The organism is Lactiplantibacillus sp. 3062 (assembly GCF_055413545.1).
The window spans coordinates 119,562-134,232 of record NZ_JBVAYE010000003.1 but is presented as its reverse complement, the minus strand read 5'-3'; the positions used below and the strand labels follow the sequence as shown (position 1 = coordinate 134,232).

Annotated in this window: 14 protein-coding genes; 9 read left to right on the top strand and 5 right to left on the bottom strand. The window is 45.1% G+C overall.

Translation table 11 applies throughout. The features are described from left to right. Window positions 1-3: 3 nt before the first annotated feature. Complete coding sequence (locus ACWQAU_RS06680; protein ID WP_003644004.1) at window positions 4-912, bottom strand: proline-specific peptidase family protein; 909 nt, start codon at window positions 910-912, stop codon at window positions 4-6. Between the two features lie 454 nt (window positions 913-1,366). Between ACWQAU_RS06680 and ACWQAU_RS06675 the strand changes: the two genes are divergently transcribed. Further along, the gene (locus tag ACWQAU_RS06675) at window positions 1,367-2,356 is read left to right on the top strand and encodes a biotin--[acetyl-CoA-carboxylase] ligase (protein WP_003644005.1); all 990 of its coding nucleotides are present in this window, start codon (window positions 1,367-1,369) and stop codon (window positions 2,354-2,356) included. A 421-nt stretch (window positions 2,357-2,777) separates the two neighbouring features. Continuing rightward, window positions 2,778-4,760 (top strand): acyltransferase family protein, encoded by a 1,983-nt coding sequence (locus ACWQAU_RS06670; RefSeq protein WP_024002947.1) that lies wholly within the window; start codon window positions 2,778-2,780, stop codon window positions 4,758-4,760. A gap of 164 nt (window positions 4,761-4,924) precedes the next feature. Here ACWQAU_RS06670 and ACWQAU_RS06665 read toward each other — a convergent pair whose 3' ends face one another. Next, window positions 4,925-7,366: a Xaa-Pro dipeptidyl-peptidase gene (locus ACWQAU_RS06665; protein WP_022637908.1), complete on the bottom strand. Its 2,442-nt coding sequence runs from the start codon at window positions 7,364-7,366 to the stop codon at window positions 4,925-4,927. 119 nt (window positions 7,367-7,485) lie between these two features. On the opposite strand from ACWQAU_RS06665, the gene ACWQAU_RS06660 reads away from it, so the two are divergent. Next, the gene (locus ACWQAU_RS06660) at window positions 7,486-7,905 is read left to right on the top strand and encodes an OsmC family protein (RefSeq protein WP_003641108.1); all 420 of its coding nucleotides are present in this window, start codon (window positions 7,486-7,488) and stop codon (window positions 7,903-7,905) included. Between the two features lie 117 nt (window positions 7,906-8,022). Here the strand turns inward: ACWQAU_RS06660 and ACWQAU_RS06655 are convergent, their stop codons facing one another. Both ACWQAU_RS06655 and ACWQAU_RS06650 read right to left on the bottom strand, forming a co-directional pair. Next, on the bottom strand, window positions 8,023-8,325 hold the full coding sequence (locus tag ACWQAU_RS06655) for a hypothetical protein (RefSeq protein WP_003641109.1): 303 nt from the start codon (window positions 8,323-8,325) through the stop codon (window positions 8,023-8,025). 150 nt (window positions 8,326-8,475) lie between these two features. Next, entirely contained in the window at window positions 8,476-9,873 is a 1,398-nt protein-coding gene (locus tag ACWQAU_RS06650) for an amino acid permease (protein WP_003641110.1), read from the bottom strand. 505 nt (window positions 9,874-10,378) lie between these two features. On the opposite strand from ACWQAU_RS06650, the gene ACWQAU_RS06645 reads away from it, so the two are divergent. From ACWQAU_RS06645 to ACWQAU_RS06635, 3 genes are all read left to right on the top strand, one after another. Next, the gene (locus tag ACWQAU_RS06645) at window positions 10,379-10,852 is read left to right on the top strand and encodes an AP2 domain-containing protein (RefSeq protein ID WP_003641111.1); all 474 of its coding nucleotides are present in this window, start codon (window positions 10,379-10,381) and stop codon (window positions 10,850-10,852) included. Between the two features lie 363 nt (window positions 10,853-11,215). Then, complete coding sequence (locus ACWQAU_RS06640; RefSeq protein ID WP_003641112.1) at window positions 11,216-12,034, top strand: PfkB family carbohydrate kinase; 819 nt, start codon at window positions 11,216-11,218, stop codon at window positions 12,032-12,034. Window positions 12,035-12,087: 53 nt separating this feature from the next. After that, window positions 12,088-12,507, top strand: coding sequence for a bis(5'-nucleosyl)-tetraphosphatase (locus tag ACWQAU_RS06635; RefSeq protein ID WP_003641113.1), 420 nt, complete (start codon window positions 12,088-12,090; stop codon window positions 12,505-12,507). A 76-nt stretch (window positions 12,508-12,583) separates the two neighbouring features. On the opposite strand, the gene ACWQAU_RS06630 is transcribed toward ACWQAU_RS06635, so the two are convergent. Then, on the bottom strand, window positions 12,584-12,733 hold the full coding sequence (locus ACWQAU_RS06630) for a hypothetical protein (protein WP_003641114.1): 150 nt from the start codon (window positions 12,731-12,733) through the stop codon (window positions 12,584-12,586). Window positions 12,734-12,883: 150 nt separating this feature from the next. On the opposite strand from ACWQAU_RS06630, the gene ACWQAU_RS06625 reads away from it, so the two are divergent. The 3 genes from ACWQAU_RS06625 (at window position 12,884) to ACWQAU_RS06615 (ending at window position 14,670) form a co-directional block, all read left to right on the top strand. Further along, complete coding sequence (locus ACWQAU_RS06625) at window positions 12,884-13,465, top strand: guanylate kinase (RefSeq protein ID WP_003641115.1); 582 nt, start codon at window positions 12,884-12,886, stop codon at window positions 13,463-13,465. 110 nt (window positions 13,466-13,575) lie between these two features. After that, window positions 13,576-14,019, top strand: a complete 444-nt coding sequence (locus ACWQAU_RS06620; RefSeq protein ID WP_003641116.1) for a Fur family transcriptional regulator — start codon at window positions 13,576-13,578, stop codon at window positions 14,017-14,019. 141 nt (window positions 14,020-14,160) lie between these two features. Next, window positions 14,161-14,670, top strand: coding sequence for a hypothetical protein (locus tag ACWQAU_RS06615; protein ID WP_003641117.1), 510 nt, complete (start codon window positions 14,161-14,163; stop codon window positions 14,668-14,670). Window position 14,671 lies beyond the last annotated feature (1 nt).

The following is a 14,671-nucleotide window of genomic DNA, read 5'->3' as shown; positions in this document are numbered from 1 at the left end:
GATTTATTTTTGATTAAAGCTGCCATCTTCCACGTCACGAATGAATTGTTTCAAATGGTCAAAGTAGACGGGGGCGTTGTCGATCATGTGGTGATGACCACCATTTGGCGTCGTTACTAAGCGTGAGTTAGGAATATCACGAGCCATGCGGCGGGCCGAAGCTAATGGCATTGTTTCGTGTTCACCGAAAGTTAACAGGGTCGGCACTTTAATGTTGTGAATCTGATCGCGAATATCCCATTCCTTTAACTTCCCAGTGATAACGAATTCATTATCACCTTGAAAGGCGTTGTATACAGGAGTGGCAGTGGTGTTGATCAAATGGCGAATTGAAGTGGGTTGTTTGCGGTCAACATAGCCAGCGTTCAGAACGTCCACGTACTTCTGATATTGGGGATCATTCCAGTTGCCTTCCGCTTCCTTTTGCTTCATGTAAGCAACAGCGTCAGCCGGTAGGGCTTCTTCACGACACTTGTTAACGTTGACAACGTATTCCTCAATGTTATCGACCATACTTGAAATAATGGCGCCTTTTAAGTGTTGACCATACTTGAGCGCGTACATCATTGTGAGGGCACCGCCCCAAGACTGACCAATCAAGTAGAAGTTATCGAGTCCTAGTTTTTGTCGGACTTCTTCAACTTCATCTAAGAAGTAGTCGTAGGTGAGATATTTCTTAGCAATTTCAGGATCTGAGTAGTCGGGTTGATCCGAATACCAGGATCCTAATTGGTCGTACATTGAAACTTGGACGCCTAAATCTGCCAGTTCCTCACCAAAGTTTTCCCAATATTCGTGATTGCCACCAGGGCCACCGTGTAGACATAATAATTGAATGTCGCCTTTGCCCTGAGTATTCGTCCATAAATGGTAGCCATTATCCAGCGTGATGATTGTCGTTCCTTGTTTCAAATGATCACCTAATTTCTTCATATTTTAATTGTTATCTTACCACTGTTAACTAAGCAGGGTCAAAGAGACTAGGCAATCATAAAGAATTGCATTAAGTAGATAATTGGTAAGGTCGTGTTCACTAATTAACTGAATCAGTACGTTAACGTCATAGTAGCTGAGTATGGGAGGGGACTTCGGTCGAAACGATATAAAAATAATAATTAGAACGGGCCGTTTAGTTTGAATTTGGTTTATACTAGTTATTATGCTGGTCGGTACGACTGATAGACCAAGTTTCAGTCGTATTGTGACCGATTGTACACAATTGATTTGACAAGCGGTTACATTTTCAGCGATAATAAGTAAACTGCTCAGCACAGAAAGATGTAATATTACATTCTTTAAATTCAATTGCGGTTAGTTAACCAATATGAAATAATGGGTTAACTAATTAGAGATGGGTGAGATTGATATGGCAAATCAAGTCGCAGTTTTACGCTTGTTAATCCAAGCGGCGCCCGCGTACTGTTCGGGTGACTGGTTGGCACAACGACTTGCAATCAGTCGAACGGCTATTTGGAAATTAGTGCAAGGATTGCAAGCGGCGGGCCATACTATTGAGAGCCGGCATGGGCGAGGTTATCGGTATGTGGCCAATAATCAATTGAGTGCGCCGGTGATTGAATACGCGCTTACAGCGTTACCACCGTTTGATTTGACCGTGCTACCAACGGTTGATTCAACGAATGCCTATTTACGGCGGTTAGTCACGCAGACGCCTTTAGCACTTCCGAAAATCGTGGTTGCGGATACGCAAACTGCTGGTTACGGTCGGTCGGGGCGGGCATTTTATTCGCCAGCACAGACTGGAATTTACATGAGCATTGGGTTACCACTCAGTGACCAGAAGGCGTTAGACGCTGGTTTGTTGACAACGAGTACTGCGGTAGTCGTTGCTCAGACGCTGCAACAGCTGTTTGCGGTTGACGTTTCATTAAAGTGGGTCAATGATGTGTTAGTCAATCATCACAAGGTGGTTGGTATCTTATCAGAAGGCATCACTAGTCTCGAAACGGGGCAAATTTCAGCAGTCATTATTGGAATTGGCATTAACTTAACAACGACAGCTTTTCCAGCGCTACTAGCGCACAAAGCGGGCGCAGTCGTTGCCAATCCAAATGGTGTGACGCGCAATCAAGTGATTTGTGAGCTACTGCGGCGCTTTTTCAATAGCTATGGGACTTATCGTAGTGGGACTTTCATGGACGCTTATCGGAAACTCTCCATGGTGATCGATCAACAGGTCGAGTTGAAGAGCGGAACGCAAAAGTATCGTGGAGTTGTCACGGATATTGATGCACACGGGGCGTTAGTCGTCAAATTAGAGACTGGTCAGAGTCGTCATTTTAGTTCTGGTGAGATTACTAAGGTGAACCTCTTGTCCGGTGGTTATCATGGCTAGCAAGTTTGTAAAATCAATTTATCAAGTTACCGAACGAATCGCGTCAATCTTTTAAAATGATTTCTGATTCAATGTTTTACTGGTTCATACTGTTGTATAGTAGAAGTTAGTCACAAGTAGTGCTAATCAATTTCAATTTGATTAATTGAGCTGTTTGGTACGTCGAATCAACCTTAAATTGTTGATAACATAGGAATGATAACGGATGGATTAATAGACTCACGTTTGATTTATTTATATTGTAATTAAGTTCGGGGTTATATGTGTTTAATCAGCATAATGAATAAAGTGGTTAATAAAAATAATTAATGAAGTTTAAATAATGCTGGTCAATGCGGTCATTTACATATTATAGTAAAGGTACCGAAGCACTGGTGGGTTAGTTAATATTTGTAGAGACAATTCAAGGGGTAATAGGAATATGAATGAAAATTTGCGGAGCGTAAATATGAGCCGAACAATGAGTCGGATGAATCGACACCGGATGAATCCAAGACGTTATATCACCGGATTTGATGGTATCCGGACATTGGCGGTGCTGGGTGTCATCATCTATCACTTGATGCCGGCCTCACTACAAGGAGGTTACTTGGGAGTTCCGATCTTCTTCGTCGTTTCAGGTTATTTGATTACGGATATTTTATTACAAGATATTTTGAGTCGGGGGCATGTCCGGATATGGCGGTTTCTCGGACACCGGATGCGGCGGCTATATCCAGCATTCGTGACGATGTTGTTAGGGACAACAGCCTACATTACGCTGTTTCAACGGTCATTATTGACGAACATTCGGGCTACTGTATTAACGAATTTAGTCTACGTCTATAATTGGTTTGAAATCAATCACGGTCAAAGTTATTTTGACCGTTTCAATGGTGAATCACCGTTCACTCATTTATGGTCGCTCTCAATTGAAGGACAATATTACTTATTCTGGCCATTAGTGATTGGTATCTTGATGGTCATCTTCAAGAAGCGTTCACGGGTCTTCTGGTTTATGATGATTGCTGCGGGTATTTCAGCGATAACCATGGCAATGTTGTATGATCCAGCGAATACGAATCGGGTGTACTACGGAACTGATACGCGGATGTTTGCAATCTTGTTAGGTTCTGGCCTTGCGTTTATCTGGCCATCACGGGAATTATCGGCGGACATTGCTAATGTTAATCGAGTGACACTGGATATCTTAGGCGGTGCTTCGCTAATTGCAATTATTTGGATGTTTTTCCAGATGTCCGGTCAATCTGATTTCACTTATCGTGGCGGTATGTTACTATTCACAGTCCTATCAACAGTGTTAGTTGCAACGGTGGCCCACCCGGCTAGTCATCTCAATCGCGTCTTGACGAATCCGGTGTTTAAGTACGTTGGGCAACGTAGTTATGGGATCTATCTCTACCAGTTCCCAGTGATGATTTTCTACGAAACTAAAGTTAAAAACATTGGTGATCATTTACTCCTCAATAGTTTGATTGAAGTTGCCTTAATTTTGATCGTGACGGAATTGAGTTATCGGTTTATTGAAAATCCAATGCGGCACTATGATTACAGTCGGTTATTGGTCGACTTCAAAGATTTCCTCCGCAAACCGAAGTTTAACCGCGTGACCACTGCGATTGTCGCTTTGACCACGGTCTTATTCGTTATTACGGCGGTTGGTTTCGTTCAACAGCCAAGTAAAGCGGAAGCTAACAAGAAGACTGAATTACAAAAGACGATTGCAGCTAACTCTAAAGCGGCTGATAAGAAGAATGCGGCGGCGCTCAAACGGCAAAAAGCTGCCCAGGCAGCGGCTGCTTCAAGCAAGAAGGTTGCGACTGAAAAGATGCAGACCAAGCAGGCTGAAGCGAAGTTGAACTCGAAGCAGAAGCAGGTGGAAAAGGAATACGATTTGAAGCCACAAGTTGTTCTAGCGATGGCCAATACGGATCTGACAGCCATTGGGGATTCGGTGTTACTGGATGTTTCTTCCGATCTTCAAGATGTTATCCCGGGTACGGTGGTTCAAGGTCGCGTTGGTCGTCAAGTGACGGAAGTTCCTGGAATCATTAATTCGCTGAAGTCGCAAGGGCAATTAGCCCATAACGTCCTATTGAACATTGGGACTAACGGGACAATTACGGATGATCAAGCTGAACAAGTCGTTAAACTGATTGGTAAGGATCGTCAGATTTTCTGGGTAACGGCCCACGTCCCAACACAGAGTTGGCAAAATCAGGTCAATGCTCAAATTGCCAAGACTGCTAAGAAGCATGCGAACGTGCATGTTATCGATTGGCATGGTCGTGCGCAGAATCAAAGTGGTTGGTTTGCAGATGACAATGTTCATCCAAATACGACTGGTAATCGCCAGTTAACGAATTTGATTGCGAACCGCATTGCCGAAGTTAATAACAATTAAAGATGAGTTCCAGCTTACGTTGATGGTAAGCTGGAACTTTTTTTGGCTAGTTCCGGACAGGTGGTGGTGTCCGACCTGGTCATGATAAGTGGCTGTTTAAGTTGAAGGTACACAAAAGGCCCACCAGTTAACGGTTGTGTGGTTAGTTGGTAGGCCATAATTAGTTAGTCTGTTATTTTTTTCATTGGGACGTGTAAGCGAATATCGTTCAAGTTAAGTGAGTACTGTAGGTCTTGATTGCCACGAATCGTCATCTTCATATCAGTTGCGTAAATGACTAGTCCGAGTTGATGCCCCTTCAGCAAGTGGTGGAACAGCGGTTGGAGATCCACAGAAAAGTCATAAAAGACATTTGGCTGAATCGCTTCTGCGTGCCATGGGTGGTGGCGGTTCTGTAAGTTAAGATGCCCCTTAGTAATCATCTTGAACGGCGTCTCACCCGCTAACTTGAAGTCCTTCAAATCATCTTCGCGCCAGTGGTAACCTAGATCAAGCGCTTTTGCAGCCAGCATTTGTGGGCTGACAGTCAAACGGCGCGCGGCCCCGAAGTCAATCAGCATAAAGCTCAACATGCCGAAATTCTTATTAACGGCGACAGAGCCCGCAACGTGCGGAATACCCACTAATAATTGATCCTCAGGTGCCTGCCAAGACTTGAACAAGAGGCGGTAATCATAGAGCGGATTTAACTTATCCTCTTGCAAGAGGTCGCGCTGCCAACTATCCAAATGATGCTTATAGTGGTCGAATAATTTGTCAGGCAATTTATCAGTAAAATGAGCGGCGCGTTGGTCAACTGTATGGTCAGCAGGAACTAATTCTTTGTACTGAACCTTAAAATCTAAAGCGTCGGTTGTGTCTTGCCACCAATTGTCATAGCCGTGCCAAGTTTGGGCTTGCGTGTTGTCTTGTACCAAGACGTTAGGCAAGAGTGTCTCCGCATGATTATCTAAACCATATAATTTATGGCTTAGCCACAAGTTCATCATGTCGGTGAAATCGAGCGATTGTAAGTTATTGATATAAATATGTTGTCCCTGGTGCAAAATGAGCTTTTTAGTAACGGGAACTGCCTGTAATTTATCCCATAAATTAGCTACGTTGCGGGGCTTAACGTTCCAGTCGTTGAGCCCGTGAACCATGATGATGTCCGCCTTAATTTTGTCAACGTTCTTGAGATAATTGCGTTCATCCCAGAAACGGTTATAGTTACCGCTTGCTCGGTCTTGGTCGGCAGTCAGTTCTGCCAGTTTCTGATCAAACGCGGGTTGGATCTGGTGAGCGTCACCGGCTTTTAAGCTTCGTGAGAAGACCTCAGCGGCGAGAACATCGGTGTCTTCGCCCTGGAACGTATCGGGAGCGACAACCAGGCCATTATCTCGATAATAGTCGTACCAGCTTGAGATGGCGGCCTCGGAAATAATCGTCTTAAGGCCAGCCACGCCCGTCGTAGCAGCGGCAGTTGCGAGGGTACCGAGGTAAGACCGGCCAGTCATAGCAACGGCGCCGTTGCACCACCAAGCTTTGATAGCGATATTGCCATCACGATTGGTGAAGGCTTGGCGTTTGCCAGTCAACCATTCAATAATTGCAACTGTTGAGGTCGTTTCATCAACGTCACCGGTAGGGGCTAGCCCATCCGAGTCGATCGAACCGATTCCAGCTGCATAGACGACAGCAAAACCGCGCGCTAGAAAGTAATCATTGAGCGTGTAGGACTTTTCTCGGCTGAAAGTCTCCTCTGCTGTATCGGTCGTCGTGGTCGCGGTTCGAGCGGCTGGTAGTTGCGCCGTTGTTGGCTGGAACTCAACATCCGCATAGGTATTTTCGTCCGGTTCCTTTGCAGTCAGGGGAACGTCTACGTTGTGCATTTGAGCATCGCCAGCTTGGTCGTTGATGCCCTGATTATAAGGACTAGCGGTATAGAGAACGGGAACTTTTAAGCCGGTTTCGGTCTCAGCTGGCCGAAGGATTTCAACTTTGAGCAGGTCCCGTTGGCCGTCGTGGTCAGTATCTAAAGGCGCTTCAACGTAGACGACGTCACGAATGAGCGCGTTGGTATCAAAGACGGCTTGGGCCTTACCATTGAAGAAGAGTGGCTTTTGATCGTTAGGTAATTGGTAAAATGGTACAAAGTAACCCCGGGTCGTGAGTGATTCAATCAAGGTTTGTCCATTATTCCCACGTGTATTTAATAATAGGTACCAAGCATAATAGAGGGCTTCACGATCAAAGGCGCTATCACCGACCATTGGCAAGTGAATATCGCGCATCGCCAGCAATGGATCGGCCAATTCAAAATCTTGACCAGGTAGAAAACCCAGTAGCTGAAGTCCCACGTTATAAAAGACTTGATTGTTTACGATAGTTGCATCGGCGAGCCATTCTGATAAAGTGTGCTGGCTGGTTGCCATGATGTTATTAAACTTGTGGGTCAAGCCGCTTGCCGTGTGAACTTCTGGTAAGCTTTTAGCCAGCAATGCCTGGTAGACGGCTGGAACAGTCGTCAGGGCGTCCATATCAGGCGTAATAAAATGAATTTTTGTAAGTTCGGCAATCGCGGTTTCCGAATCAGTCGGGACGATTGCAAATTGATTATTTTTCATAAGTAAATTCCCCATTAAGTATTATTAGAAATATTATACCGCTAATTAGTCGAGAACCAATGCTTCTTACTGACAAGTTTATAATGTTGTGGTAGGTTAATTGCAAAGTGAACTATCGAATGGAGGAACTAAGATTGAGTGATTTTCCAATTTTATATACGACCCAAGCAGTTAATGAAGACGGCATCGAAGGACACGCCTATATTCCCAATGGTCTTGAGGTGGCCGTATCTAGTCCACTTAAGGCGGTGCCGGGCTCGAATCCGGAACAATTAATCGGATTGGCGCTCAGTACATGCCTTAACGCGACGCTGGAGGCAATCGAAAAGGAGCACGGCCAGACACATCAGAGCAAAGTCGTGACTACGGTGAAGATGTCGCGTGACCGTTTTGGGTACCAATTTTTCCTAGATGCTCGGGTCACGATTCCGGAAGTGGATGCTGAAACGGCAGCACGGTGGCTCGCGATTGCGGAAACGCGTTGTCCCGTTGCCAAGCTCGTTGGGCCATCAGCCAACGTGACGATTCAATTGGCTTAGCCGTTGTGATATGGCCGCAGTAATCATTAATCGTAGTTTGTAAAAATGTCAGGGGATTGATTAAAACGTGGTTCGAGTTGGCAGCGATTAAAACTGCCAATTCGAACCACGTTGGTGTTAATGATGACTGCGAATTTGCTTGAAAAGTTGGCGTAAGCTTGGGTGCTGACAGTGATGATTAGTAACCGCTGACTGAACTTTATCGACCTGTTGTAGGGCAAGTTGCTTCGTTTTTTCGCGTTCGATTTTGAGCTGCTTGCTTAGTGCTCGCGATTTCCAAAAGCCGTTGATGCCGACGACAACTGGAATAATGTGTAATAAGGTTGTGGCGGGAATGAGCCAGGGATGCTTACTGAATAGTTGAACGACCTGGGTATGATGCTCATGAAGGTCGTCATGGATCGTTTTAGGTGTTAACATGATTAAACCACGCTCCTTAATTAAGTATCATTATCATACCTTAAAATGTAATCGTTGTCATCGTTAGCTGGCTGACAATAGTTAAAGCGCCCATCTCAAGTTGATTGATCACTTGAGATGGGCGCTTTTAGTTAGTACAAATCTAGATTGTTACTCATCAGCTTTATTCATGCGACTATGCCGAATGCCATAGCCAAAGTAAATGATGAGACCAAGGAGGAACCAGACTAGGGATGCCAGCCAAGTTTCCATGGATAGCTGGGTCATCATGAACAGGCACAGCAAGCCAGAAATAATTGGGAGAACCGGGTAAAGTGGCACGCGGAAGCCCTTGATCGCGTTGAGCTTGGGATTACGCCGTAGTAGCAAAATTCCAAAAGAAACGAAGGCGAAGGCAATTAATGTCCCGATATTAACCAAGTTTGCCAATTGGTCTAACGGAATGAGACCAGCAAGAATTGAAATCACGATTGTAACCGTCAACATGGCGTTTTTAGGGGCGTGGTGCTTATCGATTTTACCTAAGAAACGTGGGAGTAAGCCGTCACGGCCGATTGAATATAATAGCCGTGAGCTACTGTAGATCATCGTAACCATCATTGTGAACATGCCGGCGAGGGCACCAATCGAGATAATACCGGCAACGAAGTTTTGATGGACGAGTTGTAAAGCGAACGCCACTGCATCGTCAACGTTCAACTGTTTGTACGAAACCATCCCGGTCAGCACTCCTGAAACGAGAATGTAGAAGATGGTACAGATGACTAGGGTCCCAATGATTCCAATTGGCATGTTGCGCTTGGCATTTTTAACTTCGGCTGCCGACGAAGACACAGCATCAAACCCTAAGTAAGCGAAGAAGACGACCGCGGCGCCCTTGAGAATTCCCGTCCCACCAAATGGGGCAAAGGGTGTCCAGTTACTTGGTTTAACATAAAATGAACCGACTAATAAGAACAATACAATGATTGCTAATTTTACGACCACAATAATATTGTTTAATCGAATCGACGTTTTTAGGCCGGTATCGATAATCCAAGCAATCAGACAGACAATCAGAATTGCGATCACGTTGATATAGGTCCCGTGGGCGGGGTCAAACGAACCGGTGATGGCTTTCGGTAACTTGAGGCCAAAACCAGCAATGAATGAATTAAAGTACGCGGCCCACCCAACGGCAACGGTCGCAACGGCTAGGACGTATTCGAGTACCAGAGCCCAACCAATGATCCAACCAATCATTTCGCCATAGACAATGTTTCCGTATGAATACGCGGAACCGGCGATTGGGAGCACCGAAGCAAACTCGGCGTAACACATTGCGGCGACGGCACACACAATGGCAGCCAAAACGAAAGATAAAATAATCCCGGGTCCCGCTTTTGTTGCGGCAACCGTTCCGGGTAGGATGAAAATCCCGGTCCCAATGACGGCACCAATCCCAAGTGCAATCAGATCGACTGCGGAGAGGGTTCGTTCAAAATGACTATCTTTTTGTAAATAGCGCTCCAAATCTTCTTTTTGGAAAATGCGCTGGAAAATCCCCATAACATGGACCACCTTTTTGGTTATTTGTAACAGTTAGTTGTCATTATCGACAAATCGTCATGTCAATATGATACCGTGGTTGATTATTAAAAGTCAATTAGAATCAGCCTTTTATTATTAATAACTCAATGGGATACGGAGCAAGATAGCTGGTTAATCATCATAGAAGCTGGTGACATTGCGACTGTCGAGGCACTGTTCGTGCTGACAATAGATTTGATGACGATAACGCGTAACCAGTCATGGTGGGGATTTAAAAAGCGTTGTGATGGCCGAATTACTAGTCATCACTTAAGCCGGCGGTAACGGTGCTAAGCTGAAGAGAAACGGGTCTGAATATGCGGTTGGGTAGCTGTTACTATTGTTATTTATAAGTTGATACTTTGTTATAACGAACGGTAGTCAAAGAATACACACGGATAATACATTAAACTGTTAATTGGATTCGCCAAAGCTTATAATATTGTTATCAATAGAAATTTAATTTTAGAATGGTGGGATTAGGATGGGAGCGGCGATTGATATTACCGGTCAGCACTTCGGACGCTTAATAGCTGTTCACCGAGCGGGCCGGGCCAAGAATGGTAATGCGCTCTGGTTTTGTCAGTGTCAGTGTGGCCGGACGTGCGTGGTGGATTCCTACGTTTTGCGGCACGGCAAGACGCGTAGTTGTGGCTGTCTAGCCGTGGAACAGAGTCGGCAAAATATTTTTAATAATCCGCAAGCAGTTTCGCATATGGGGGACCCGCGCAATTTGAAGATTCGTGATCACCATACAGATGTGAGTTCAATCAAGAAGTCGAAGCGTAACACGAGTGGGGTCGTGGGCGTGAGCTATGACAAACAGTCAGGTTCCTGGGTTGCGCACTTCTACTACAAAGGAACGTACATATTAAACAAACATTTTGCGCATTTTGAAGATGCGGTTCGGGCCCGGCACGCTATGGAACAGCAATATTTAACGTCATCTGATAACTGAAACTGTCGGATGCCCACGTTAGGATTCACTAGCAAATTGTAGGCTAGCTAATATTGTGGATAATATTTGAAGGAACTGAAGTCGGTTAAGTGTCGAAGGGCTTCGACGTAATGTGTGCTTAGTCTGATGAGGATGGATGATAAATTTTAATGAGTTGAACAACGGGACTGGCAATCCGCTGCTCAACTTTTTGAGTCGGCACTAATCAAGCTTAATGATGACAATACCGTTGCGGTTTGCAGTGAGGAGTAATCAATGCTTATTTGAGTGGTTGATTTAACCTTTCTTTTGAAGCGAAGAGGTTACAGTCAGTCGGAGTTCTGATAGAATAAGCATTACACGAGATAAGAGGGGGTAGCAAGATTGTCAACAATGTTAGTGGCGGAAGATTTATCCGCAGTCGGTGGAATCTCACTTAGTTCAGCGTTGCCCGTATTAACGGCGATGCAGTATGACGTGGCAGCACTGCCGACCAGCTTATTATCGACACATACTAGCGGGTACGGGACACCAGCCGTTGTCGACTTATCGACGTGGCTGCCGCAGGTCTTTGCGCATTGGACCCGTGCACAACTGCATTTTGATCAAGCCCTGATCGGCTACGTTGGTTCGGTCGCACTGTGCCAACAAATAACTACTTACTTAGAACAACAAACGCTGTCGCTATTAGTTGTTGACCCAGTACTCGGCGATCTCGGTCAACTCTATCAGGGCTTTGATCAGGACTATGTCGCGGCAATGCGTCAGCTTATTCAACAGGCGGATGTGATTTTGCCAAACACGACGGAGGCCGCATTGCTAACGGGAGCGCCCTATCAAGTGACGCCAGATTTAGAAGTTATTTTGCCAGCACTGCAAGCACAGTTGAAAACTGGTGCCCACGCAGTCATTACGGATGTCCAACGTGCTGATCAGATTGGCTGTGCCTGGTTGGATGAAGCTGGGCACGTGCAATACTGTGGTGCGCGACGTTTGCCGGGGCATTATAATGGTACCGGTGATACTTTAGCTGCTGTAATCGCGGGACTGTTGGGCCGGGGTTACCCGTTAGCACCAACGCTGGCGCGCGCTAATCAGTGGTTGAATATGGCGGTAGCAGAAACGATTGCACAAAATCGAACGGATGACCGGCAAGGGGTCGCACTGGGGGACTTGCTCCAGGCAATTTTAGCCCTCAATTGATGATGGAACATGTTATACTAGAGCATAATTCATAATTAGGAAGGTGCGACTTCATGAGTACAGAAGTAGCTAGTGGTGCGGTCGTCTATCAACAAAAAGATGGTCATCCCGCTTATTTATTATTACAGAGTGCGACCAGTGATTTTTGGGGCTTTCCGAAGGGGCACGTTGAAGGCAATGAAACGTTAGCTGAGGCGGCGCGACGTGAAATCCGTGAGGAAACTCAAATTGAAGCGACACTCGATACCAATTTTAAGGCGTATACCGAATATGACTTACCGAATGGTAATTTGAAGCAAGTCACACTGTTTGTCAGTGAAGTCCCAAGTGGTGTCGTAGTGACGCGGCAGCAAGTTGAAATCAGTGCAATTGGCTGGTTTGATTATGCTGCTGCCCGTGAACGATTGACTTACGATAATTTAAAGCAAATGTTAGATCAGGCTAACACCTACATTGAGCAGCATCTACAATAATACTGACTGTAAAAAAATTACTGGTGCCGTCGCATAAACGGTACCAGTAATTTTTAAACAATATTTTTAGATTGGCTTAGGCCTGGGTTTGTAAGTTTGCAACTGCATCTTCGATTGTTACGCCTTCAGCGAACAATTCTGGATGAAGTTTGTCAGTTGCGACAAACATTTGGCGTTGCGTATCTAAGACAATGCTGAACCAGCTATTTGTTTTTTGAAATTGCATATGACAAAACTCCCTTCTGAAAATTGTTGGTTTGCTACGAGATGCGTGAATCATCTATTTGAACCTTATAGGTACGTTACTATACTCGGTTTACCGAGCTAACGCAAATGAAAAGCTTTACATGAATTAAAAAATGGAGGTTTATCAACTTTGACAACGAAACGGATCTTTGTGATCACGGGACCAACGGGGAGTGGTAAGACCACTGTCAGTCATTACTTGCGGTCACAATACCAAATTCCTCAGGTGATTACTCATACGACCCGGGCTCCCCGGGAAGGTGAAGTCAGTGGGCGCGACTATTATTTTGAAACTCCGGCGAGTTTTGTCACGAAACATTATTTAGAACACGTGACCTATAGTGGTAATCAATACGGTTCTTCACGAGAAGGACTAGCGGCAGCCTGGGAACGGTCACCACTGATTAGTATCGTCTTAGATACGGCGGGGGCTATTACCTATGCGCGGGAGTTGGGCGAACAAGCGGTGGTGATTTATCTCGAGGTTGCTGATCAAGAGGCGCTAATTCAGCGTTTGACCAAGCGAGGAGATCTTCCTAGCCGGATAAAAAAGCGAGTTGCTAGTGATGAGTATTTGCGGGACCAGGCTTTGCCAGTAGGATTAGTGGGGCATGCACATGTTATCGTGAATGATGATTGGCAGGCGACGCGGCGCCAACTAGATGAGCTGGTCACTGAATATTGTCAGCATGATGTTGTGACGAAAGATTAGCGCTGACGTATAGACGGTCAACGTAATTCACTTTTACACTTGAGTATGCTAAACTAAATAGTAATGATTATGATTTAGTGAAGTCCTGGTCAGTAGGAGGCAGCAACATTATGGAAACACCAATTGAACAAGCCGTCGCAATTTTACGTCGCAATCAGTTTAAAATTACGAAGCAACGGCAGGCATTATTAGATTATCTGGTGACCTATCAGGACCACTATGTGGCAATTTCGGCCGTTGATGAGCACATGCGGACCTTATTTGCAGGAATGAGTCACAATACCATTTATCGCAATATTAAAGAGTTTGAAACGTTAGGATTATTGGAATTGAAGGCCCAGGCTAATCAAACCCTGGTTAAATATCAATGTGATTTCAAGCATCAACACCATCACCATTTTGTTTGTTCAAACTGTGGTAAGGTGACGGAACTGCAAGCGTGTCCGTTAGACGAGTATGAAGCACAATTACCGGGTTGTACGATTACGGGTCACCGCATCGAGATTTACGGTCTATGTGCCAATTGCACGAAAAAGCAGGCAATTAATAGCTGACGGGGAGTCGGCTTTTTTGTTGGCCTTGTTTGAGTAAAGAGTTTCTTAATTTGTGATAGAATTAGTGCATTCCGAACACGAGCATGGTTTAATTATAGATTAGAAAGAATAACGGCAAAGCCTCAGAAGGGAATGACATCGATGGCTTATCGAACACCACCATTTATTTCACCATTTGCAATTGTTTCAATTGTCCTTGCACTGGGGGCAACTAACGTGGTCGTTAATAAGACAACCCATACTGTCAATGGCGCCAAGGCCACTAGCAGTGTGGTCAAAAGTTCATCAGCTAGTTCCGCAAGTCTGAAAAAGAAAGCGGCTGATGATAGTAGCGATGAGAATAAATCCAAAGACAAATCCAGTTCAGATACATCTAATGATGAACAGAATAGTAGTTCCAGTAGTAGTACTGACGAGAATGATACGGACAGCAGCAGTGCTAATAAGACCAGTAGTTCATCAAGTTCAGCTGATGATACGAGTTCTAGTGCCACTAATAGTAGTACGACTGATAACAATAGTTCAACGACTGATACGAGTGACGATGATGAAAGCTCTGCTGCTGAGTCATCAAGTACGACCGCGTCAAGCTCGACAACGACAACGTCACAGTCGACAACGGATACCACTACTAGCGACGGGGGCGAATAAC